Raw genomic sequence first — 21,573 nt, forward strand, 5'->3', positions numbered from 1 at the left:
CGGCTTCGGTCGAGTTCACCGCCGCGGACGCCTCGTGCGCTCAGCGTCCCGCGGCGGTGAGCCGGTGGTCCGCTTCGAGCAGCATCCACCCGCTCAACTGCACCGAGAGATCGCGGCTCAGGTTCGCCGACGACGCGGCGGACGAGTCCACGAGCTGGAGAAGGGTGCCCGGAAACTCCCGGACCGTGACAGCGCGGGTCCAGTCGGTACCGAACAGCGGTAGCCCGTCCACCTCGGCGCGGTGTTCCCAGGCCGCCCGCGCGGAAGCGTGCACGATGTCCGCGGCGGTGGTGTCGCCCAGGGACAGTGCGGCTTCGGCGAGATACCGCGCCAGGATACCCATGAACAGCCCGGAATCGTTCCCGGCGGCCGAGGTGATCACCCCGGCGTCGGTGAGCCCGTCCCCGACCGCGGCGACGAGCGTGGTCACCCGGTGGCGGTGGCCCGCTTCCCCTGTGCGCAGCGCCAGTTCGGTTTCCAGGCCGATAGTCACGCCCTGGCAGTAGGTGTGGACGGTCCGGTTCACGCTGCCGCCGGGCTCGTGGACACCGTCGAGGATCAAGCCGCTGTGCGTGTCGCGCAGTCGGGTATGGAGAAAGTCGGCAAGGTGCCCGGCGCGGGAAACCTCGCCCAGGCGAGCCCAGGCGATGCCGGTCGGACCGATCGCGGGGGTGTTGTAGTAGTCGTCGCCGGACCGCCATGGCACCGCGCCGACGGCCGGGTTCCAGCCGTCGATCAACTCCGCTCGCAGGTCGTCGACGGCATCGCCGAACCGGATATCGAGCAGCCGGTCGGCGCGGTCGAGCGCCAGCACCAGCCACGCCATATCGTCGTAATACCGGTTGGTCCAGCCGGTGATATTGCGGGTTCGGATACCCCGTGCGAGTGCGACGACCCGGTCGACGCGTTCGGGAGTGCGGGCGCGGCACGCGGCATCCACCGCACAGTCGAGCAGCTGAGCTTGCCACCAGTAACACCATCGTGCGAACGACTGTTCGGTCACCGACGCCGGCCAGACGAGCGCGCCCAGCTTTCGCTGTGGCAGACCCCAGAGCGGGCGTACGTGCCGCTCCACGATCGCCTGTTCCGCCAGCTCCGCCCGCTTCGCGGACTCCGCGGGGGCGGTGGATATGTTCCGGGTGATCGTGCCCGCCTGCCCCGGCTGCTCCAGTGCAGAGAGCCCGATCGCGGCTCCGGCCGCGAACAGCACACTGCGTCGGCTGATCCCGTCGTGCCGGCCATCCATCCGTTGGGGCTCCTTTTGCTGGGCAACGACGTCGGAGCCGAGAACCGTACCGCCAGAGTCCGGTGCCGGAATGGCCAACACTTGAACTGTTCAGGTTTGCCGCGAAAACGTTGTCGGAACCTACTCGGTGAATTCGACCTTGGTTCCGTCGATCCAGCCCGGCAGACTGTCCGCGACGAAGTCGGATAGGTCGCGACCCTGGTCGATCGTCGATTCGACCTCGGCGAGGTAGGTGGCCATCGCCCGCTTGGCCGACGGTGTGGAAGCCGTGGTCAGGAACTGGGCGCGTTCGATGTGCAGGCCCTTCTCCAGAGACGTCGAACCACCGTGGTAGACAGCATGTTTGATGCCGCGGACGGCAGCAGGGGAGCGCCTGGCCAGCCGGGCGGCGGTCGACTGTGCCTCGGCCAGCAGATCGTCGGGAGCTACCACCCGGTGCACCAGTCCGATCTCCAATGCCCGCCTCGGGTTGATCGGAGCACCTTCGAGACACAGCTCCAGGGCGCGAGCCGCGCCCAGAACCCGGGTCAGCATTTGGGTTCCGCCGCCACCGGGAATGGTGCCCACCAAGATCTCGGGTTGGCCGATTTCGAACGGACCATCGGCCATCAGGCGCAGGTCGCACGCCAGCGACAACTCGCAACCCCCACCGAGCGCGCGCCCGTTGAGCGCGGCGACGAACACAGTGCTGGACTCGCGCATCAAGCGGCAGACCTCATGGTAGCGCCGCAGATTCGTGACACCACCCGCGCCGGCTCGAGCCAAACCTGCCTGCCCACCGGGGACATGGTCGGCCAGGGCGCTCATCCGCAGGGCGGCGCCCGCCGTGCGCGGGTTCAGTGTCACCGATGTGGCCTCGACGCCGTCCAATATCTCCGACACCGAGTAGTGGCTGACGAAGACACCGTCGACGGCGCTGGTGAGCACAACCGCACGGACGTCGTCGTCACTGTCGATGACTCGAAGTAGCTCGAGCAATTCGCCCATCACGGCATCGGTGAGGAAGTTGTAGGGCGGGTTGTCCAACCAGATCGTTTGGACTGAACCGTGCCGGTCGGTGCGGAGAAACTCCATGCGAGTGCCTTTCGACGGTGGGGTGTCGTTCCAGTTCGGCCATGGGGCAGCGAGGTGGCGCAGGCGGTCATGCACAGATCGATGCGATGCGTATAAGACAGGATCGTAGTGTCGGGTGGGCGCATCATGGAGGACATGGACGACGCGGACCAGCAAGCGCGCCGGGCGGCGGCGCAGGCTGTCATCGGCAAGCACGGTCGGCTGATTCGCAGTGCGCGGGACGGCAAGCTGCTCAGTGCGGGAATGTTGCCGCTGTTCCGGCTCCGGGTTCCCCGTGGCTACGGTGTCCTCACCACGACGGGCCGCAAGACCGGTTTGCCGCGGCCGAAGTGTGTGCGGGTGCTGCGCGACGGCGATCGCGCGTACCTCGTGCAGTTGATGCCACCGCAGATCACGGTCGAGCAGCCGGGCGCCGTCAACGCATGGTTGCGCAATGTTCGGGCCGATCCCCGGGTCACCGTGGAACTGTGCGACGGTACCCATAGCGGGACGGCCAGGGAGATTACCGATCCCGCGGAACTCGACACCGCCCGCGCCCTGCTGTGCGACACCATCGTCCCCCTCGACTTCGGCGAATGCGCCATCCACCTGCGTGGGCTGCCGTCCCGGGCGAAGATCCGCGACCTGCACGCCTACTGGTTCCGCACCGGGAGGGCCGTCGCCATAGACCTGAACGTTTGAGCTCGGTGGTTGTGCAACGGACTCTCGACGGCGGGCCATCGAGGAACGGCCGTCGTGGGGCTAGGGCGCGACCCTCGTCGACATCACGCCGCGGGCGGCATGAGCACGCTGTCGATCATGTACACGGTGGCGTTCGCGGTGCGCACACCGCCGCAGACCACGTTCGCGTCGCCGACCTTCAGCGCGTCACCGGACCCGGTGACCGTGACATCGGCGCCCTGCACGGTCGTGTGGGTGCCGGCAATGCTCTGTGGCGGGATCTGGCCGGGGACCACGTGGTAGGTGAGGATCTCGGTGAGGGTGGCCGAGTCGGTCTTCAACGTCTCGATGGTGGCCGGGTCGATCTTCGCGAAGGCGGAGTCGACGGGTGTGAATACGGTGAACTGGCCGCCGTTGAGGGTGCCGACCAGGTTGACCTCGGGATTGAGCTCGCCCGAGACCGCCGACACGAGAGTGGTGAGCATCGGGTTGTTGGACGCGGCGGTGGCCACCGGGTCCTGGGCCATCCCGCTGATCGAGCCGGGACCGCTCGGAACCTGGGCGGCGTATTCGGCGCACCCCGGCCCGACGAGACCGGATGCGGCGTCCGCACCGGTGGTACTCGGCGCCGAGGTCATCGGTGCGAGGGACGTCGGCGCTGTCGTGTTCGAGCCGTCGTCGGCACAGGCCGAGACGCCCAGCGTCGAGCCGAGGAGCATGACCGTCACGAGCGTACTGCGCAGGTATCGCATGGTCTTTCCGTTCCGTCGGGTGCGGCACGGTGCCGCACTGGTGTGGATGCCACGGAGTCGGGCTGGCTGGGCCGCTCGGATGGCTACCTCTTTCCGCTCGAAGAAATGCCAGGCCGGCCTCACCGACCTGCACAATCGATGATCGGCACGGGATACGTTGCCGGATCGATGTTCTCGCGCCACGGGCGGTGAATTCGCGCGCCGGCCAGGTGCGCCAGCTCGGGCAGCCACCGCCGCACGTAGGTGCCGTCGGGGTCGTAGCGGTCGGCCTGGCGCAGGGGATTGAGGACCCGGTTGGGGCGGGTGTCGGTGCCGGTGCCCGCGACCCACTGCCAGTTGAGCTGGTTGTTCGCGAGATCGGCGTCGACGAGCCAGTGCAGGAAGTGTGCCGCGCCGATCCGCCAGTCCTGGCGCAGCGACTTGGCGAGGAAGCTCGCGGTGATCAAGCGCGCTCGCCCCGGCATCCAGCCTTCGGCGCGTAGTTGCCGCATGCCCGCGTCGACGATGGGATAGCCGGTGCGCCCGTCCTGCCATGCGGCGACGGCCTTGTCGTCTGGCGGGCCCGCTGTGGTGCGCCGCCGGTAGTCCGACCAGGCGGCATCGGGGCGGGCGGCGAGCACCTGGTGGTGGAAGTCTCGCCAGGCAAGTTGCCGGGCGAAGGCGAGCCCGCCGTCGGTCGTGGTGTCGACGCGGCGCACCACTTCGGTGGGGGACAGGCATCCGAAGTGGAGGTGCGCCGACAATCGGGAGGTCGCGTCGGCGGCGAGATCGTCGTTGTCGCGGGCGTAGCCGTCGATCGGGCCGTCGAGCCAATCACGGAGTAGTGCACGGCCGGTCGTTTCCCCGCCAACCGTCAACCGTGGCGACGGCTCCCCGGCGCTGAGATCCTTCGCGCCGGGCAGTGCGTCGCTGCGGATCGGTGGTACGGACAGCGATCGGGGTGCCGCGAGCGGGCTGCGGCGGTGAGCCTCGCTCCAGCGCCGGAAATATGGGGTGAACACGGCGAAGTGATCCCGCCCAGTCGACGGCACGAGCTCAGCGGAAGTGGTTGTCACGGAGCCGGAGTGGCAGTTCACCGCGTCGTTCAGCCTGCCGCGCAGCGACTGCTCGCGGGCTCTGCTGTAGCGGCTCACGTCCTCGGCCAGGTGCACACTCGCGGCGCCTGTCTCCTCGACGACGCGCTCCACCTCGTCGACCACCGCACCGCGTCGCACGACGAGCACACCGCTTCGCGCGCGCAGTTCTCCGTCGAGCTCGGCCAGTGCCGCCGCGAGGAAGTGTGCGCGATTCGGCGGGCAGCGGCCGGGTACCAGCGCCTCGTCGACGACGAACAGTGGTACCACCTGGTCGGCTGCCCGGGCCGCTGCGGTGAGTACCGGGTTGTCGTGCACCCGCAGGTCACGGGTGAACAGCGCGATAGCGATGCTCATCGCGCGCAGAGGAGCCGCGCATCAGCCCGGCCGCCGGTCGTGGGGGAGATGAGATACACGCACGGATCCTGGCCCGCTGCCCGGATCGCGTCGTCGACCTGCTGCCAGGTGGTGTCGTCCAGCGCTGGGGTACGGGAGAGGACGAAACCGGAGAGCCGGCTCGGGGAGGTGACCAATGCCCACGAGTAGTCCGGGCCGAGCGCGGTGACGAGGTAGTTGGTGGGTCCCTCGCGCTCGTCCTGACCGGGAACGCTGGGGAAGCTCACGTGCAGTTGTGCGTTCGTGACCGGGTCGTTCACCGTGGCGGTGCCGCGGATCTCGTCGACACCGCCGGTCCAGGTGTGGCAGCGGTTGTAGACGCCGATATCGCCTTGCGGGTCGAGGGTGTAGGTGGCGGTGGTGTCGCGTGCGCAGTTGAGGTTGAACACCTGCGGTATCGCCGCGAGCTGTTGCCATCGGCCGAGATAACGCTCGAGATCGAGCCGCGGTACGGGCGCGGGCGGTGCGGCGGCCGCGACGCCGGCCCCGGTGAGGCTCGCGGTCGCGGCGAGCAGCAGGGCAGCGGTCCATGGGTTACGTCGAGTGCGCACGGGAAGCTCCTCGAGATCGGTGGTATGGCCAGAATATCAGAAAACGATGCATAATTGATTCATGAGTCGGCCGGTTCGGTGGGATGCCACGATGCCGGACCGGCCTACCGGCCGGGCCACGCCGACGCGCGCGGACCCGGCCGTGGCGCGCGGGCCGGGGCGTTCGGGGCAGAATGAAGCGATGCCCGCCGGTTCCGCTCCTGCCTCCGCCGTGGCCGGTTACACGGTGCGCGCGGTGGCCGAACGCCTCGGCATCCCGACCGCCACCCTCCGGAGCTGGAACCGCCGCTACGGGATCGGACCTGCGCAAGATCGTCCGGGTCGTCATCGGCTCTACTCCGATGCCGACATCGCCGTACTCGAAGACATGCTCGAACTGATCGGCGGCGGCGCCAGTCCGGCGGGCGCCGCGGCGGCAGCGCGTGGGCCCGCGCCGGCGCTCGGCGACCGCGCGGCTCTGCTCGACGCGGCATTCGCGTTGGACACCACCACCGCCTGCGCTCATCTGGATGCGCACGTGCGGGCCTACGGTGTCGTGCAGACGTGGGATTCGTTGTGCCGTCCCGCCTTTGCCGATATCGTCGCGCGCCAGGGTGCGGGAGAGGCATGTATCGACGTCGAGCATCTCCTGTCGTGGTCGATCGCGGCGGTTATGCAGCGGGTGACACCCGCGCCGGGTGGTGCGCCGGTGCTGCTGGCGTGCACCAGCGGCGAAACGCATTCGCTGCCACTGGACGTTGTGCGTGCCGCGCTGGCGCAAGCTGGGGTCGGTGCACGCATGCTGGGCGCCGACGTTCCTACCGACGCGTTGTCCGGCGCGCTGACCCGGCACGCAAGCGCGCCCACGGTGCTGCTGTGGTCCCAGCGCGAATCGACCGCACTGACCTCGGCGGTGCTGGCCTGCGCAGCGGCCGGGGCGCGGGTGCTCGTCGGCGGGCCGGGCTGGGATGTCGTGGTGCTGCCCGACCAGGTCGAGCGGATCGGTTGCCTGGCCGACGCGGTGGAAGCCCTCAGCTGACCCCGGAATAGCGGCATGCTGCTGCGTGGATCCGTAAAATGATGCGAAATCGATGCAATAAGGGGTGCGTCGACATGGGTAGATCCTGGTGCCATCGAGGAATAGCGGGGTTCAGGTTGGTGAGTAAGCGTGGCGTCCAGCTCTGATCCGCGCCACGGTCAGGCCCGGTATGGAACTCGAACGGGTGCGTGCCGGACAGCGGCCCAGCGCGCTGTCAGGATGTCCGGCAGTGGGATTCAGCCTGCTGGGGTGGGTGTCGTGGTCCGGCCGAGAAGGTGTCGCAGGGTCTCCTCCAGTTCCTCGGTCCGGAAGGTGTGTCCGGCGTCGGCCAGTCGTGACGGAATCACCCGCTGATTCGCCTCGGCGAGTTCGCGCGCACCCTGCTTGCCGAGCAGGAGTGCCGGTCCGAAACCGGGGACAGGTAGCAACGCGGGTCGGTGCAGCACCCGAGCCAGCACGCGGGTGTACTCGGTATTTCGAACTGCTTGTGGTGCAACAGCATTGACCGGGCCGGTCAGGGTGCTATCCCAGAGTGCGCGGTGATAGACGTCGACGAGATCGTCGATGCCGATCCAGGACAACCACTGGCTGCCGTCGCCGATCCGCCCGCCGAGTCCAGCGGTGAACAACGGACGCAACAGGCGCAACGTGCCGCCTCGCGGTGACTGGACGATGCCGGTCCGCACCTGAACGGCGCGAACTCCCGCCGAGGCGGCGGGGGCGCAGGCCGACTCCCACTGCTCGACCACATCGGCCAGGAATCCGTCACCGCGCTCGGACTGCTCGGTCAGCGCTTCCTCGCCGCGGTCGTAGCCGTAGTAGCCGATGGCGGAGGCACTGACGAAGGCACCGACCCCCGACGCGGCGGCGATGTCGGCGAGTCGCCGGGTCGGCTCGATACGGCTGTCGGCCACCGCGCGCTTGTGCGCGGCCGTGAATCGCCCCACGATCGACGCGCCGGCCAGGTGGATGACGGCATCGATGCCGTCCAGCAGGTCGGCGGCGGGATCGGCAGGGTCCCATCGCCGTTCGCCGGGATGACGTGCGGGATGCCGGACCAGGTGCACGACGCGGTGGCCCCCGGTGCTGAGGAAAGCGCTGAGTGCGGTGCCGACCAGGCCGGACGCGCCGGTCATCGCGATCGTCTGCGGCTGGTAGCCGGATTCGGTCGCGCGGTGGTGGGCGGCGAGGTCGTTCGCCAGCTGGCGGTAGCGGTAGTCGAACATCGGTCGCAACACCGATTCCGGCACCGGTGTCTGCACCCGATCGATGACGCGGGTGTGCTCGTCGTCGACTGCGGCGAACTCGTGAAGGTGGCGCCACGGCAGCAGTCGTGTGAGGGGGAGTGAGGCCGGGCCTTCCGCCGCGACGGCGTCGGCGAACCGCTCGGGCGGCAGATATTCGCCGGGGTCGTGCTGGGCGATCCAGCGCAGTCCGCCGGGGAAGCCGAGGACCGCCCGGCCGGTGGCCAGTGAATCCGCTTCGGCGAGCAAGGTCACCGGCTGCCACGGTGGTGCCAGGCGCGTGAACGCGCCGCGACGAGCAAACCAGGCGAAAACCTCGGCCCGGGGTGTTGCGACGACGGCAGAACACTCGATGCCCATGACTCCACAGTAGCCAGAATCCCTGATCGCGGAACCTCTACATCCAAAGGGGTACTGGTGACTATACCCGATGGTATGGTCGCCCATCGTGCGTGCAACGGTGCAGCACGGAAGGGCTCGACCATGGAACATCCGATCGAACGCCGTCGATTTCTGCGTGTGGCCGGCGCGGGTCTGCTCGGTGCGGTGCTGATCGAGGCTCCGGCCTCCGCGGCTCCCGTCGCACCGCCGGGAATGCGCAGTCCACTGCTGTTCCATTCCCCGGCTGTCGAACCGTTCGTCGACGAGATGCCCCGACTGCCCGTGGTCCGCGGTGCCCGGCTCGATCTCGTCGCCTCGACCACCACCCACCGATTCCATCGCGAGCTGCCGGATTCACCGGCGCTGGGGTACAACGGGATGAGCTATCTGGGGCCGACGATCGAGCATCCGGTGGGGTCGCCGCTGCGGGTGCGCTTCGAGAACCGGATGACCACGCACCCGCTCGCGGCCGACATGGACACGAGCCTGCACGGTGTCGCCGAGAGTTTCCGCGCCGCTCCGCCTTCCTCGCTGCATCTGCACGGTGGTGTGACACCGCCGGACAGCGACGGGCATCCCGAGCAGCTCGTCTACCCGGGTGACGGCATCGACCACGATTTCCCCCTGGCTCAGGATGCCGGTCACCTGTGGTACCACGACCACGCGATGGGCATCACCCGCGTGAACGTCTATGCCGGATTGGCCGGAATGCTGCTGCTCCGTGACGAATTCGACACGGGCGAACCGGGTAACCCATCAGGTCTGCCCGCCGGAGAGTTCGAGGTGCCTTTGGTGTTGCAGGAGAAACTGTTCACCGCCGACGGGCATCAGTCGGTCCGGTCGACGCCGGTCGTGCCTGAAGGGAGCTGGGAAGGCGGTGCCGTCGGAGACATCGGCGTGGTCAACGGCAAGATCTGGCCGTATCTGCCGGTCGCTCGCGGCCTCTACCGCTTCCGGGTGCTCAACGCGGCGGCATTCAGTGTGTGGAATCTGTTCTTCGGCAATCGGATGCGGTTCTGGGTGATCGGCAACGATCACGGACTGCTCGACGGGCCGGTCGCGGTACACGAGCTGCGGTTGGCGCCGGGTGAACGGGTGGATCTGCTGGTCGATTTCGCCGAACTGGATCCGGGTGAGACGGTGGAACTGCGCAACGACGAGGCGCCGGTGTTCCAGGCCGCGATCCTCGGTGAGATCGCCATGCCGATGTTCTGTCAGTTCCGGGTGGAGGATCGGCCGGGCTTCTCCGGTGGGGTGCCGGAACGGTTGCGCGGCGGGGTATTCGGGCCACCGGTGCTGCCGCCGATCGAGACGCCGACGGTGATTCGCACCGTCACGGTGAGTCAGCCCTACGAGCTGCGGGTGCCGCCCGCGATCATGTCGCTGAACAATCTCACTTTCGCCAGCCCCGACATCGAAATGCCACGACAGGGCACCGTCGAGCAGTGGGACATCGTCAACATCACGCCCGATCCGCACCCGATCCACCTGCACCTGGTCACTTTTCGCATTCTCGGCCGGGCGCCGCTGCGGACGGTCGACTATCAGCTGGCCCATCCGCAGCCGCCGGTCGGGCAGAAGTGGGCGCCGTCGGCGCGGGGGTTCCTGGCCGGTCCGATGCAGCCGCCGCGGCCATGGGAAGCGGGCCGCAAAGACATCGTGCGGGTCGACGGCGGGACGGTCACCAGCATCATCGTCCGGTTCCCGACCGCGGCGGAACTCGGCTTCGATCCGGATGCGACCTTCCCGCGCCGGGCCACGACCGAACTGGACGGCGCGGACAGCCATGGTCGACACCGCGTCGCCGACCATGCGGGCCGGCACCACGACGACCTGCAGGGTTACGTCTGGCACTGTCACCTGCTCGACCACGAGGACCACGACATGATGCTCAAATACCGCATCGTGCCGTGAGGGGCGGCGACAGGCGATCACCATTCCATACTTTCAGGTACGGACATGTGTGCTTCGTAGTATGGTCGGATGATCGCGACGCCGATCGCCGTCGATGAGCGAATTCATGTCAGGAGGCCGACAGTGGCCGATATCGTCGAAGATCATGTCCAGCGGACGGTGAAATGCCCCAACGCTTTTCGCTATCGGGAGGCCCGCGGCACGCCGACGGTGCGCCGGATCGAACGCATCTTCGCGGCAGTGACCAGGCAACCGCTGTTCCCCAGCGACGAGCAGGCGGCAGCTCTGTGCGAAGACTTGTTCACCGGCGACCCGGTGGCCGAACGGTTCGTCGCCGAGGTGATGCACGGCGAGATCGGATCGAAAGCTGGTCGCCGGATGCTGGAAACGGCCCTCGCCGAAGGCATTGCAGCGGTGCCGGACGCACCGGAATCCATGCGCGCACTGTTCGCCGAGTTCGAGGCAGTACCCGACTGGGTGGTGCCCGAGCTGGTGGAACAGGGTGCGGCGATCTGGCGGCGCTGGGGCACGATGCTGTTCAGCTTCGCCGGTGCCGAAACCCTCGAGATGTACACCGAAGCCGCGGTCGCGACGCCGCTGTCGCTGGCAGGCGGGTATGCCGGGGACAGCGCGCTGCGCCGGTTCCTGGAGACCACCCGCTTCTGGATGGACGTCTCCGCCCCCGACGCGCTGCTCACCCCGGGGTCGGCAGGCCGGGCCACCGCGCTGAAGGTGCGGGTCATGCACGTCTCGGTGCGGGCGAAGGTCGCCGAGCATCCCGAGTGGGACATCGAACGCTGGGGTCTGCCGATCAGCCAGACCTACCAGATGCTGACCCTGCTGGGCGGCAGTGTGACGCCCGGCCTCGGCTTGTGGGCGCTGGGCTATCAGACGACGCCGTCGGAAATCCGTGCGCTGCTGCACTTCCAGAAGTACATGGGCCATCTGCTCGGCGTGCGGTTGCGCTGGTACCCGGAGACCGTCCTCGACGCGCTGCGGGTGCTGGCGATGACGATCGCGTCGCGGTCCTACGACGCGGGGCAGCACGGGACGGAACTGATCGAGTCCTATCCGGCGGCGTTCGCACCCCGGGACGGTCACCGTGGCCTGACCCGGTTGCGCGAGATGTACAACTACCGGATCAATTCCGTCTACTCCGCCATGTACATGGCGCCGGGCACTCGCCGTCGCTACACCATGCCGCCCGCGTTTCCGTGGATCCTCATTCCGATCCTGCGCTTTCCGGCGATCACCGCGATGGAGATCGGGCGCCGGATCTGCCCGCCGTTCGCGCGGGCACACGAGAAGCTCATGCTGGCGCATCGCGAGAACTGGTACCGGGCCCAGATGCAGGGTCGCGAAGCGGCCTTCGACGCCAGTGGCGCGCTGCGCCGATGAACCCACCGAAAGCAGCCATGAGCACCGCAGACATCGTCGAAGTATGGAACGGGCCGGGACGTCAGGACGGCGTGCTGACCCCGGTCGAGCCCTGGCACAACGGATTACATCCGTCGCCGAGCAAGCTGGCCTTCGAACACTGGTATTTCGACGCGCACCTCGACACCGGTCACGTGGTGATCGGCTTCCTGACCAAACGCCGCCCCGAGGATCTGCCCATCGCCCGGCCCTGGGTGGAGATGATGGTCTACGCGCCGGACGGCACCCGCCGCCAGGTGTCCCAGCGCTATCCCCGCTCGGCCACCTCGTTCTCCACCGACGCCTGCGATGTGCGTGTCGGTCACAACACCGCGCGCACCGAATTCCGGGCCGACGGACTGCCGACCCACCACCTGCACATGGCCGAAGGCGGCATCGTCTTCGATCTGCAGTTCCACAACGAAGTACCGAGCTGGATGCCGGGCAAGGGCGAGACCCGCTTCGGCGCCAAGGATTCCTTCGGCTGGATGGTCGGCGCCCCGCGGGCACGGGTGACCGGCGCGATCGAACTCGACGGCGTGCGGCACGAGGTCACCGGGCGTGGGTATCACGACCACAACTGGGGCGTCGGCGACATGAAGAAGATCATCGAGCGCTGGCATTGGGGACGGCTGTATGTCGAGGACTACTCGCTGCTGTTCGCCTCGGTACTGACCCAGCAGCGCCGAGGCGGGCACGAGATCAGCCCGCTGATGCTCGCCCATCACGACGAGATCGTGCTGTCCACCGGCGAGACCAGGCTCACCGAGGGACCGGCGCGTTTCGAGACCACGGCGGGGCGGACCTACCCCGAGTGGGTCGAGTTGCACGTGCCGGACCGGCTCGAACTGCGCCTGGACGTGGTGCGGGTCATCCATGCCCACGACCTGCTCGACGATCTTCCCGTGGTGCGGTCGAGCCTGATCAAGCCGCTGGTGCACCGGCTGGTCGGGCATCCGGGCTACTTCCGGTTCGAGTCCACCTTCGATCTGACCGTGCGCACCGAAACGGGAACCCGGCGACGGACCGGTTCGACCCTGCACGAACTGGTCGCGCTGACGTGAACCGGTGGGCGCGGATCATCCCGGCGTTTCCTTGCTGGTGATGAATCGGAAGAACTCGCGGCGCTGATCTTCGGTCGGCACGGGGAGGTTCTGGTTCCCGTGGACGAAGCCGATCCCGGCGAAGCACATCAGGCCCGCCCGCATCTCCGCTTGCTCTGCGGAGAACCCCATGTCGACGAGGGTGTCGGACAGCGCGTGGAAGATCCGCTGATCCAGTGCCTTCACGGCCTCGGCCACCTTGGCGTTCGCGCGGGCCCAGTCCCGGACCGCGAGTTCGACCTGCCAGACCCGCTCCGCGGTGAGCAACTCGCCCATGCGGGCCAGGCGTTCCTGCGGTGGGAGCTCGTCGAGGCCGTGGAACCCGCGTGCCGCGTCGTTCTGATCGGCGCACCAGAACTGTGCCGTGGTTTCCAGTAGTTGATCGATGCCGTCGAAATGCCAGTAGAAGCTGCCTTTGGTCACCCCGAGCTCATCGCACAACTTGGCGATGGTGATCGCGGCGACGCCGTCACGCAGGAGCACGGTGAGTGCGGTAGAGGTCCAGTCCTCGACGCCGAGCCTGCGTGCGGCGCGTCCGGCCGCCGCCGCCTTGCGTTTGGACACCGGTGCGGTCGGCCGCGGGTCGCTGGCACCTTCGGTCATGGTCGCCTTCCGTGTCGGCACCGCGCCAGCCTATCGCCCGGCAGAGCCACGACCGGGGAACGGGCAGGTGGCCGTACATAATAGTACGGCCAGACCTACCTGTAGGTATGGATTGTCGTTCGCTACGCGCCCAGGAGACCGATATCTGTGTCGAGCACCGCCGCCTGTTCGACGAGGACGCGCTTCTCCGGCGCGTCCCCGACGCGATCGAGGAGGTCGGCCCGCGAGATGACGAGGAGGCCACCGTCGTCGTCCCCGCCACCGGATCGAATGCCGACGTGGCCTTCCGACAGCACCAGGCGCGCGTCGGGTGCGGAGTTGTCGAGCAATCGGTGCAGGTCGGCTTCGGTGACGTGGCATCCCGACGCTGGTTCGCCGGTGTCTTGCATGGCCTGCGCCAGATCGTCGCGCAATCGTTGAACCGTCTCTTGGTCGCCGGCGTCGCCGGCGGTGGTGATGTCCTGTCGCAGTTGAGCGACGATGTCCCGAGATACCACGGCGTTCTCCTTTGCTACCGGCATGACCATCGATGGTGGCCGTCGGAGCGCGGCCACATGGTGGCCGTACCGCAGAATCCAGATTCTAAACAAAACCTGGTGCCGATTCGGTGCCTCAGGTCGTTACCCGCGTCGTGATCACCATGGCGGCCGCGAGGCCGAGGCTTCCGGCGGCGGCGAGCAGGATGGATTCGGTGAGGACGGATAGTCCGAACAGGAAGAACACGCAGGTGGCCAGCACGATCGCGATGCTGGGCAGATCCATGCTCGTCGTACTCGGATTCCGACTACGTGAGTTGGTCATGGCTATGGCATGCCCGGATGACCAGCGGGCAAACGCAATTCGTACCGACAGTTGTTTTGCCATCTCATTGCGAGAAATCCTGCCCGGGCGATTCGACCGTCCGCACGAAAGGCTTGGGGGCTCAACTTGATCGGCTATCCTGGGGGCGATTCAGGAAGGCTCCGCATGCCCATCAGATTCCGTCAGCGCAAGTCCTTCGGCCCGCTGAAACTCAACTTCACCCAGTCCGGACTGTCCTCGTGGAGTATCAAGATCGGTCCGTGGACCTGGAACTCCCGCACCAGGAAGAACAGCGTCGACCTTCCCGGCCCGCTGAGCTGGCGCCAGCGCTGAGCGAACCCTGATCAACTGCTGTCACGGCGCGGCCTCGACCCGGCGCCGCAGCAGGCAGAATTCGTTGCCCTCCGGGTCGGCCAGCACGTGCCATGATTCGGTGCCGGTCTGTCCGATGTCGATCTTGCGTGCCCCCGCGGCGAGCAGCCGCTGCAACTCCGCGTCCTGATCGCGGTCGGTGGGATTCACATCCAGGTGCAGCCGCAGCTTTTCGCGTTTCGGCTCGGCACCGGGGCTGAACACCAAAGTGGGTTGTGGTCCGCCGGGTACCGATCCTGGCGGGCCGATCTCCACATAGCCGTCCTCCTCGTCGATTTCGACGTAGCCGAGGACTTCACACCAGAAGTCCGCCAGCAGTCGCGGGTCGGCACAGTCGATGACGAGTTCGGTGATCCGGCAGGCCATGCCTGCGACAGTACGCGCGCGGGCCGTTCGACACGGTGTATCGCCCCGTCATCGCGGGGACGAGTGCGCGCGCACGGAATGCGGGTAGTCGACTACTCGTGAGGTCGTCGGTCGCGACGACGACGATGATGTGCACGCTCGCTGAGCGCACAGACAGCATCCGTCACTTCGGAAAGGGCTGACGATGACCGCCGACACGAATACCAGCCGGACCGGCGACTCCGCAGTGGTGAACGAAGCGGCGCCCACCGGGTACGACCCCGGCTTCCTCGGGCGCCGCATCGAGGTTCCGGAACTCGATGCGGCGGTTCGCGGCGACGCGGTGCGCCTCGACGGTTCCGAAGTCATCGGGTACACGCATTTCTCGTTGGCACTGAGCGGCCCACGACGCTTCGCGTTCTGGGTGGGCTGGAATATCGACGGTGCCGCGATGAAAAGGATCGGGCGCCGAGGTATCGACTTCGTCAAAGACGCGCGCATCCCGGCCGACGTGCAGGTGGGTAATGAGCTCTACCAAGGCAATCGGCTCGATCGTGGACACCTGGCGCGGCGCGCGGACCTGCTGTGGGGCAGCGAGCGCGAAGCAGAGAAGGCCAATATCGACTCGTTCTTCTACACCAACATCACCCCGCAGATGGACGACTTCAATCAGAGCAGCCGCCGCGGGGTATGGGGTCAGCTCGAAGACGCGGTGTTCGCCGATGTCGACGTCGACGACCTGAAGGTGACGGTGTTCGGGGGACCCGTCTTCCGCGCCGACGACCGCGTCCACCGTGGGGTCGCCTTGCCGAAGGAGTACTGGAAGGTGATCTGCTTCGTCGAGGAGGGCAGGCTCACCTGCCGGGCGTTCCTGCTGACTCAGCAACTCGACCTGCGCGAAGCGCTCGAACTCGACGAATTCCGGGTGTTCCAGGTCGCGCTGACCGAGGTCGAACAGCGCACGCAGCTCCGCTTCCCGACCGCCCTGCACACTGCCGACACCCTCGCGACGACCGAGCTGACAGCTGTGCGCGAACCGCTGGAGTCCACCGCCGATATCCGGTGGTAGCCACCGGGCGCTGCCGGCCGACCCGGTAGCCGTCCCGAATCCGTGCGGCCGTCCGCTCTCGGTGAGTGGAGGTGGCGGTTGCCGGGCCCGGTGTGGGCAGCGCCCGGTGGGCGCGCTGGTGCGCGGCAACCGCCTGCCTGCCGGTCCAGGAGAACGGCCATCCCGTCCCCGGCGGCGGTCTGTGGGTGATCCAGGTCGGCGATACCCCGCTGTGCTGACTCGAAACAGGTAGGCGGCGTGGGACCGGCCGGAATCGGCGCGCCCCGGATCAGCGGGGCATCGACGTGGTGCCGCTGGTGTCGTCAGCCGACTCGATAGACCGGGTTACCTGGGCGGTGGCCAGCAGGAGCAGCGCGGTGAGTGCGAAGACCTCGATGGCGTGGTGTCGTTCGCTCGGGGCAGACCGGTGGCTAGTGTCTGTCCGCCTCGGTAGCAGTGGTCACGAACGCCGACCTACAACACCGCATTCGGTGGGGCGCCGATGACAGTCAGGTCGGCAGGGCCTCGCGCGTTGGCGAGTGAGCTGACCGTCGCGGTGCCGAACACGCCCTTGCGGTCGTAGACCGCCGCCGTGCCGATCGCGATGCCGTCCTGCGCGATCCGGTCGAGGCCGATCAGCCCCGCCTCGCCGCCCTCCGGTAGCCGGGTCAGGGTGAGCGTCGCGTCGGCATTGATGTATTCGAGGCCGTTGCTGCCGAGATTGGCGATCACGTTCGTGACGTCGGCCAGTCCCGCGACGAACTGGAACGGCGTCGGTTGCTCACCGGCCACGACCGTGACCGGGTGGTGCCAGATCCCGGTGCGCCCGGTGTTGTGGTGGGTACGCGGATCCGGACCCCAGCCCGCGTCTTCGCTGAAGTACACACGATCCTGGCCGGGTGCGGGAAGACGGTCGGTCGGCGGGGGATCGGCGGTCGTGTCGGGCGACCAGCAGATGCCGTCCGGCGTGGGCCCGGGACGCAGGTACAGCGCACCGGCCCGGGCGACCGGTCTGTCGTCCTGGATCAGGACCGCGTCGAACAGCGCGAGCCTGCGCCCGTCGCGAACCACGGTGATCCGAGTCCGGCAGGGGCGCATGAACACCGGACGGAACAGGTCGAGCGTCCACCGGACCGGGCGCAGGTCGGAGCGCCCCCGGGCCGTGACCTCGCGTTCGACCGCACGTGCCAGGGCGGCTCCGACGGCCATACCCCGCAACTGGCCGCCGTCCCAGCCGCTGCCGGCGTGCGGTTCCGGTATCAACACCTCGGCGTGTGTGCGCGAATCGGATATCGCGCGAAAGAATGCGTGGCCCACCGGCGGACTCCTTTGCGGTATCAGCAGTCTCGCCTGACACGCGGCGTCGATGGCGCGCGACTCACCAGAGGTCCCCCGTAGTTGTGAGTCGGCGAATACTTCATCTTGCGCCCGATACGCACGGTTCGCTACCCGGGGTGACCGGAATCATCGATGCCGGTCGGTTCGGTGGTACAGAATCAGGTCCGAGCCCGCTGGAGCGATCGGCGGGCCGGACGAAAGCCATGGTGGAGTCGTGTCGTTGGTGGAAACAATCGTTCGGGGCGCCGCAGGGAAGGTGTTGTCCGCGCCCGGCGCGGTCTTCGACCTGCTGCCGATTCGCCGTCCCGTCGTCGACGGGCAACGGCTCAGCGGCAGGATGCAGATGTTCTCCGCCATCGGCAAGCGCGACCTGCTGGCGCTCACTCCGCCCACCGCTGCCCGGCGGCGACGGCTGGACTGGTTCATGAGCCTGGCGACCGCCGTGCCGACGGGCCCGGTCGAGACTTCCGATATCACCATCCCCGGTGCTCTGCGCGCGCGGATCTACACGCCACACAGCGCGAACGGTGGGCTGCTGGTGTTCATCCACGGTGGTGGATGGCACGTGGGGAGCATCGACGGCTACGACGGGCTGGCGCGATTCCTGGCCGACCGGTCCGGTGTCACGGTGCTGACGGCCGACTACCGGCTGGCCCCGGAACACCCGTTCCCGGCCGCCTACGACGATGTCGGCGCGGTGTTCCGCTACGTGGTCGACAATGCCGAAACGCTCGGGGCCGACCCCGCCCGGATCGGCCTCGGTGGCGACAGCGCGGGTGGGAATCTGGCCGCCGCGGTGGCGCTGCATCTGCCTGCCCGGTATCGGCCCGCGCATCTTTCGCTGCTCTACCCGGTTCTCGACGGTGACCTCGACCGCCACATCTCCAGCGACCTGTTCACCACCCCGCTCGACAAGGGTTGCGTCGAACGGGCCATCAGCTGGTACGCAGGCACCGGGCAGCACCGCGTCGATCCGCGCTTCTCCGTGCTGTCCGCCGACGACGTCACCGCGCTGCCGCCGACCTATGTGGCCACAGCCGGGATGGATGTCCTGCGCGACCAGGGGACGGCCCTGGCGGATCGGCTCCGTGCCGCCGGCGTCCCGATCGAGCTCCGCCAGTTCGACAACCTCCCGCACGGCTTCGCCAGCACGCTCGTCGATCCGCAAGCACGCTCGGCGGCAACAGAATTCGCCGAGGTCATCCGCGCCGAGCTCGGGTCGAACGAGGAATAGAACGCTCCCGGCGCCGGAACAGTTCAGTCGGCGGCGGGTGCTTTCGCGGACCGTTTCCGGCGCGCTGTCGTCTGTTCGATGCGCGGATCCTCGGTCACCGCATAGTGTTTCACGTACTCGGACAGGAACGCCTGCACCGTCGCCGTGGCCGGGATGGCCAGCAGCGCACCGACCGCGCCGAGCAGCGCGCCACCGGCCAGCACCGCCAGCAGCGCGATCGCGGCATTGACGTCGACGGTGCGCGCGGTGATGCGCGGCTGCAGCAGGTAGTCCTGGACCCACTGGTACACCACCGCGAACGCGATGACCCAGACCGCGTCGAGCGGATCGACCGACAAGGCAACGAACACCGGCAGGATCGCGGCGATGTAGGTGCCGACGGTCGGGATGAACGCGGAGATCACGCCGAACCACACGCCCAGCGCGATGGGGTTGGGCAGGCCGAGGATCGCCAGGAACGCACCGTGCGCGATCGCGGAGACGATGGCGAGCAGCAGCCGCGAGTACAGATAGCCGCCGGTTTTGTCGATGGCGAGATCCCACGCGTGCAGGAAGGTCTGCTGATGGGCGGGCGGCAGCATCGAGCAGACGGTGCGCCGCACCTTCGGGCCGCCGGCGGTGAGGTAGACGCTGAACAGCGCGATGGTCAGGACCTGGGCCAGCCCGCCCAGCACTGTCGTCGACACGCCCCAGACATTGTCGGCGGCGGTCCGGGCATATCCCTCGATCAGGTCGGACTCGCGTAGCAGCCGCTGACTCAGGTCGTGCATCGTGAAGTGCTGGCCGAAGACGCGATTGGCCCAGCCGATGCCCTCGTCGAGCAATCGCGGTGTCTCGTGGGCCAGGTTCGTCGTCGTCTCCACCAGGAGCGTCACCAGCGCGGCGAGGAAGGCCAGCACGCAGGCGAAGGTGCCGATGAACACCAGGCCGGTGGCGAGTCCGCGCGGCACACCGCGCCGCACCAGGACGGCGACGGCAGGCTCCATCGCCAGGGAGACGAAGAAGGCGACCAGCAGGATGATCAGGAGGCCGAGCAGCCGGTGGAATGCCCAGTCGGCGAGCAGAAACAGCCCGAAGAAGACCAGGGCCAGCGCCATCGCCCGGGGTAGCCACGGCGGCATCAGGGTGCGCGCGCTCGCCTGCGGTTTCTCCGGGGAGTCGTTGTCCACGGCTCCCAGTGTCGCCCCGGGCGAGCCCGCTTCTCGGCACCGACGCGGCCCGGTGTGCTCGGTGTCGCCGCGTCACCCGACCGGTCGTCGTGAACCGGATCGACCGGGAAGGTCGGCAGTCCCCATTTCTGGAACACGTTATAGTCGGCTCCAGGCGGCGACGAAGTCGACAAAGCGTCCGCTCGGAAGGTGGTACAGGTGCGGACCTGGGATTTGTCAGCCGACGTCGTTGTCGTCGGCTACGGCGGCGCGGGTGTGGTGGCGGCGCTGGCCGCGCGCGAAGCAGGCGCCGAGGTGCTCGCGGTCGAGCGCTACCTGGGCGGCGGTGCGACGGCGCTGTCCGGTGGCATCGTGTACGCGGGCGGTGGCACCTGGGTGCAGCGCGCCGCGGGCATCGACGACGACGTCGAGAACATGCTCGCCTATCTGCAGGCCGAGGTCGGTGACGCGGTGAGCGCGCCGACGCTGCGCCGATTCTGCGAGGAATCCCCGGCATTGATCGACTGGTTGTCCACGCATGGTGTGCCGTTCCAGCCGTCGGTGTGCCCGTACAAGACGTCCTACCCGTCCGACGACTACTACCTGTACTACTCGGGCAGCGAGAACTCCGGCGGTTACCGGGAACTCGCGAAGCCGCGGCAGCGCGGCCACCGCGCGCACGGCCCCGGTGTGTCCGGCAAGGCGCTGTTCGGGCCGCTGGCCGAGTCGGCGGCCCGGCGTGGTGTTCGTGTCCGAACCGGTACCAGGACAACCCGTCTCGTTGTCGAGGACGGGCGGGTGACGGGTGTCGAGGCCGTCACGATCGACGGTGCGCCCGCGGCGGTGCGGCGCCGGTTCGCCGCACTGGCGCGCATCTCGGCGAAACCCGGTGTGTACCACCCGGGTCTGCGCCGGGCGGTGGAGTCGCTGCTGGCCCGGATCGAGCGGAAGCACGGACGGCCGGTGCGGATCCAGGCGAGATCCGGGGTGGTGCTCACGACGGGTGGGTTCATCGCCAACCAGGCGATGGTCGCCCGGCATGCCCCCGCGTATCCGTGGTCGCAGGGGCTGCCGCTGGGCACCGCCGGTGACGACGGCAGCGGCATCACCATGGCGCAGGACATCGGCGCGGCGAGCGGCAAGATGGATGCGATGTCGACCTGGCGCTTCATCGCACCGCCCAGTGCGCTGTTCGGTTCGATCGCCGTGAATCGCCTGGGACAGCGCATGATCGACGAATCCCGCTACGGCGCCGCACTGGGCGCGGCCGTCGCGGCCAGTCCCGGCAACCGGGCCTGGTTGCTCGTCGACGCCAAGCTGGAAGCCGAAGCCCGCACCCAGATCGGCCCGCAGTCGGTGTGGTTCCAGCGTATGCAGACCGAGCGGCTGTTGCGGATCGGGCGCGTCTCGGGCCGTACCGTCGAGGAGGTCGCCACCCGCGCCGGTATCGACCCGGTCGCCCTGCGCGACACCGTGGACGCGCACAACCAGGCCATCGAGCACAATCGGCCCGATCCGCTGGGTAAGCCCGACGACATCCGGCGTCCGATTCGCACCGGTCCCTTTGCGCTGCTGGATATCTCGTTCACCGCACGGCTCACCTACCCGATGCCGATGCTCACTCTCGGCGGTCTGCTGGTGGACGAGGACACCGGCGCCGTTCGCGCCGAATCCGGTGGCGTCATCCCCGGCCTCTTCGCGGCGGGGCGCGCGGCGGTCGGCATCTGCTCGAACTCCTACGTCAGCGGCCTGTCGCTGGCCGACTGCGTCTTCTCCGGCCGCCGCGCCGGCGCACACAGCGTCCAGCCTGCCCCGCACAGCTGACCGAAACCGCGAATCGGTGAGGGCAGGTGCGT

General features: G+C 68.2%; 22 protein-coding genes. 10 read left to right on the forward strand and 12 right to left on the reverse strand.

Annotation, left to right across the window (positions count from 1 at the left end; all coding sequences use genetic code 11):
- Nucleotides 1-40: 40 nt before the first annotated feature.
- Nucleotides 41-1,246, reverse strand: a complete 1,206-nt coding sequence (locus ACFVAV_RS14230; protein ID WP_379034826.1) for a glycoside hydrolase family 76 protein — start codon at nucleotides 1,244-1,246, stop codon at nucleotides 41-43.
- Nucleotides 1,247-1,366: 120 nt separating this feature from the next.
- The gene (locus ACFVAV_RS14235; protein ID WP_379034828.1) at nucleotides 1,367-2,320 is read right to left on the reverse strand and encodes an enoyl-CoA hydratase/isomerase family protein; all 954 of its coding nucleotides are present in this window, start codon (nucleotides 2,318-2,320) and stop codon (nucleotides 1,367-1,369) included.
- Between the two features lie 135 nt (nucleotides 2,321-2,455).
- On the opposite strand from ACFVAV_RS14235, the gene ACFVAV_RS14240 reads away from it, so the two are divergent.
- Entirely contained in the window at nucleotides 2,456-3,001 is a 546-nt protein-coding gene (locus ACFVAV_RS14240; protein ID WP_379034830.1) for a nitroreductase/quinone reductase family protein, read from the forward strand.
- Between the two features lie 83 nt (nucleotides 3,002-3,084).
- On the opposite strand, the gene ACFVAV_RS14245 is transcribed toward ACFVAV_RS14240, so the two are convergent.
- From ACFVAV_RS14245 to ACFVAV_RS14255, 3 genes are all read right to left on the reverse strand, one after another.
- Nucleotides 3,085-3,699, reverse strand: a complete 615-nt coding sequence (locus tag ACFVAV_RS14245; RefSeq protein ID WP_379035351.1) for a fasciclin domain-containing protein — start codon at nucleotides 3,697-3,699, stop codon at nucleotides 3,085-3,087.
- Between the two features lie 152 nt (nucleotides 3,700-3,851).
- Complete coding sequence (locus tag ACFVAV_RS14250) at nucleotides 3,852-5,162, reverse strand: cryptochrome/photolyase family protein (RefSeq protein WP_379034832.1); 1,311 nt, start codon at nucleotides 5,160-5,162, stop codon at nucleotides 3,852-3,854.
- A complete protein-coding gene (locus tag ACFVAV_RS14255; RefSeq protein ID WP_379034835.1) occupies nucleotides 5,159-5,752 on the reverse strand; it encodes a lipocalin family protein in 594 nt (197 codons plus the stop codon). Before ACFVAV_RS14255 ends, ACFVAV_RS14250 begins: the two co-directional genes overlap by 4 nt.
- Nucleotides 5,753-5,933: 181 nt before the next feature.
- On the opposite strand from ACFVAV_RS14255, the gene ACFVAV_RS14260 reads away from it, so the two are divergent.
- A complete protein-coding gene (locus ACFVAV_RS14260; protein WP_379034837.1) occupies nucleotides 5,934-6,770 on the forward strand; it encodes a MerR family transcriptional regulator in 837 nt (278 codons plus the stop codon).
- A gap of 236 nt (nucleotides 6,771-7,006) precedes the next feature.
- On the opposite strand, the gene ACFVAV_RS14265 is transcribed toward ACFVAV_RS14260, so the two are convergent.
- A complete protein-coding gene (locus ACFVAV_RS14265) occupies nucleotides 7,007-8,374 on the reverse strand; it encodes a TIGR01777 family oxidoreductase (RefSeq protein WP_379034839.1) in 1,368 nt (455 codons plus the stop codon).
- Between the two features lie 123 nt (nucleotides 8,375-8,497).
- On the opposite strand from ACFVAV_RS14265, the gene ACFVAV_RS14270 reads away from it, so the two are divergent.
- The 3 genes from ACFVAV_RS14270 (at nucleotide 8,498) to ACFVAV_RS14280 (ending at nucleotide 12,789) form a co-directional block, all read left to right on the forward strand.
- The gene (locus tag ACFVAV_RS14270; RefSeq protein ID WP_379034841.1) at nucleotides 8,498-10,309 is read left to right on the forward strand and encodes a multicopper oxidase family protein; all 1,812 of its coding nucleotides are present in this window, start codon (nucleotides 8,498-8,500) and stop codon (nucleotides 10,307-10,309) included.
- 123 nt (nucleotides 10,310-10,432) lie between these two features.
- A complete protein-coding gene (locus ACFVAV_RS14275; RefSeq protein ID WP_379034843.1) occupies nucleotides 10,433-11,707 on the forward strand; it encodes an oxygenase MpaB family protein in 1,275 nt (424 codons plus the stop codon).
- A 17-nt stretch (nucleotides 11,708-11,724) separates the two neighbouring features.
- Nucleotides 11,725-12,789, forward strand: coding sequence for a lipocalin-like domain-containing protein (locus tag ACFVAV_RS14280; RefSeq protein ID WP_379034845.1), 1,065 nt, complete (start codon nucleotides 11,725-11,727; stop codon nucleotides 12,787-12,789).
- Between the two features lie 15 nt (nucleotides 12,790-12,804).
- Here the strand turns inward: ACFVAV_RS14280 and ACFVAV_RS14285 are convergent, their stop codons facing one another.
- The 3 genes from ACFVAV_RS14285 to ACFVAV_RS14295 form a co-directional block, all read right to left on the reverse strand.
- Nucleotides 12,805-13,452, reverse strand: coding sequence for a TetR/AcrR family transcriptional regulator (locus ACFVAV_RS14285; protein WP_379034847.1), 648 nt, complete (start codon nucleotides 13,450-13,452; stop codon nucleotides 12,805-12,807).
- A gap of 101 nt (nucleotides 13,453-13,553) precedes the next feature.
- A complete protein-coding gene (locus tag ACFVAV_RS14290) occupies nucleotides 13,554-13,928 on the reverse strand; it encodes a hypothetical protein (protein ID WP_379034849.1) in 375 nt (124 codons plus the stop codon).
- 115 nt (nucleotides 13,929-14,043) lie between these two features.
- Nucleotides 14,044-14,193, reverse strand: coding sequence for a hypothetical protein (locus tag ACFVAV_RS14295; RefSeq protein ID WP_379034851.1), 150 nt, complete (start codon nucleotides 14,191-14,193; stop codon nucleotides 14,044-14,046).
- Nucleotides 14,194-14,397: 204 nt separating this feature from the next.
- On the opposite strand from ACFVAV_RS14295, the gene ACFVAV_RS14300 reads away from it, so the two are divergent.
- Nucleotides 14,398-14,565 carry a DUF4236 domain-containing protein gene (locus ACFVAV_RS14300; RefSeq protein WP_189029076.1) on the forward strand — a complete coding sequence of 56 codons (168 nt, stop codon included), beginning with the start codon at nucleotides 14,398-14,400 and terminating at the stop codon, nucleotides 14,563-14,565.
- 21 nt (nucleotides 14,566-14,586) lie between these two features.
- Here the strand turns inward: ACFVAV_RS14300 and ACFVAV_RS14305 are convergent, their stop codons facing one another.
- Entirely contained in the window at nucleotides 14,587-14,970 is a 384-nt protein-coding gene (locus ACFVAV_RS14305; protein WP_379034854.1) for a VOC family protein, read from the reverse strand.
- Nucleotides 14,971-15,154: 184 nt separating this feature from the next.
- Here ACFVAV_RS14305 and ACFVAV_RS14310 point away from each other — a divergent pair, with 184 nt between their 5' ends.
- Together ACFVAV_RS14310 and ACFVAV_RS14315 are read left to right on the forward strand one after the other, a co-directional pair.
- Nucleotides 15,155-16,018 carry a DNA/RNA non-specific endonuclease gene (locus ACFVAV_RS14310; RefSeq protein WP_379034856.1) on the forward strand — a complete coding sequence of 288 codons (864 nt, stop codon included), beginning with the start codon at nucleotides 15,155-15,157 and terminating at the stop codon, nucleotides 16,016-16,018.
- 65 nt (nucleotides 16,019-16,083) lie between these two features.
- The gene (locus ACFVAV_RS14315; RefSeq protein ID WP_379034858.1) at nucleotides 16,084-16,236 is read left to right on the forward strand and encodes a hypothetical protein; all 153 of its coding nucleotides are present in this window, start codon (nucleotides 16,084-16,086) and stop codon (nucleotides 16,234-16,236) included.
- Nucleotides 16,237-16,471: 235 nt separating this feature from the next.
- On the opposite strand, the gene ACFVAV_RS14320 is transcribed toward ACFVAV_RS14315, so the two are convergent.
- Nucleotides 16,472-17,314, reverse strand: coding sequence for an acyl-CoA thioesterase domain-containing protein (locus tag ACFVAV_RS14320; protein WP_379034860.1), 843 nt, complete (start codon nucleotides 17,312-17,314; stop codon nucleotides 16,472-16,474).
- A 244-nt stretch (nucleotides 17,315-17,558) separates the two neighbouring features.
- Between ACFVAV_RS14320 and ACFVAV_RS14325 the strand changes: the two genes are divergently transcribed.
- Nucleotides 17,559-18,569 (forward strand): alpha/beta hydrolase, encoded by a 1,011-nt coding sequence (locus ACFVAV_RS14325; protein ID WP_379034862.1) that lies wholly within the window; start codon nucleotides 17,559-17,561, stop codon nucleotides 18,567-18,569.
- A gap of 23 nt (nucleotides 18,570-18,592) precedes the next feature.
- On the opposite strand, the gene ACFVAV_RS14330 is transcribed toward ACFVAV_RS14325, so the two are convergent.
- Nucleotides 18,593-19,738: an AI-2E family transporter gene (locus ACFVAV_RS14330; protein ID WP_379034865.1), complete on the reverse strand. Its 1,146-nt coding sequence runs from the start codon at nucleotides 19,736-19,738 to the stop codon at nucleotides 18,593-18,595.
- Nucleotides 19,739-19,936: 198 nt separating this feature from the next.
- On the opposite strand from ACFVAV_RS14330, the gene ACFVAV_RS14335 reads away from it, so the two are divergent.
- Complete coding sequence (locus ACFVAV_RS14335; protein ID WP_379034867.1) at nucleotides 19,937-21,541, forward strand: FAD-binding protein; 1,605 nt, start codon at nucleotides 19,937-19,939, stop codon at nucleotides 21,539-21,541.
- The last annotated feature ends 32 nt before the right edge of the window (nucleotides 21,542-21,573 follow it).

It is taken from the genome of Nocardia sp. NPDC057663, assembly GCF_042799895.1.
GTDB lineage: Bacteria > Actinomycetota > Actinomycetes > Mycobacteriales > Mycobacteriaceae > Nocardia.

Coding starts and splice junctions, on each gene's coding strand:
- ACFVAV_RS14245 (WP_379035351.1), bottom strand. CDS start 3,699: ATGCTCCTCGGCTCGACGCTGGGCGTCTCGGCCTGTGCCGACGACGGC.
- ACFVAV_RS14310 (WP_379034856.1), top strand. CDS start 15,155: ATGACCGCCGACACGAATACCAGCCGGACCGGCGACTCCGCAGTGGTG.
- ACFVAV_RS14250 (WP_379034832.1), bottom strand. CDS start 5,162: ATGAGCATCGCTATCGCGCTGTTCACCCGTGACCTGCGGGTGCACGAC.
- ACFVAV_RS14265 (WP_379034839.1), bottom strand. CDS start 8,374: ATGGGCATCGAGTGTTCTGCCGTCGTCGCAACACCCCGGGCCGAGGTT.
- ACFVAV_RS14235 (WP_379034828.1), bottom strand. CDS start 2,320: ATGGAGTTTCTCCGCACCGACCGGCACGGTTCAGTCCAAACGATCTGG.
- ACFVAV_RS14305 (WP_379034854.1), bottom strand. CDS start 14,970: ATGGCCTGCCGGATCACCGAACTCGTCATCGACTGTGCCGACCCGCGA.
- ACFVAV_RS14230 (WP_379034826.1), bottom strand. CDS start 1,246: ATGGATGGCCGGCACGACGGGATCAGCCGACGCAGTGTGCTGTTCGCG.
- ACFVAV_RS14260 (WP_379034837.1), top strand. CDS start 5,934: ATGCCCGCCGGTTCCGCTCCTGCCTCCGCCGTGGCCGGTTACACGGTG.
- ACFVAV_RS14295 (WP_379034851.1), bottom strand. CDS start 14,193: ATGGATCTGCCCAGCATCGCGATCGTGCTGGCCACCTGCGTGTTCTTC.
- ACFVAV_RS14240 (WP_379034830.1), top strand. CDS start 2,456: ATGGACGACGCGGACCAGCAAGCGCGCCGGGCGGCGGCGCAGGCTGTC.
- ACFVAV_RS14270 (WP_379034841.1), top strand. CDS start 8,498: ATGGAACATCCGATCGAACGCCGTCGATTTCTGCGTGTGGCCGGCGCG.
- ACFVAV_RS14300 (WP_189029076.1), top strand. CDS start 14,398: ATGCCCATCAGATTCCGTCAGCGCAAGTCCTTCGGCCCGCTGAAACTC.
- ACFVAV_RS14280 (WP_379034845.1), top strand. CDS start 11,725: ATGAGCACCGCAGACATCGTCGAAGTATGGAACGGGCCGGGACGTCAG.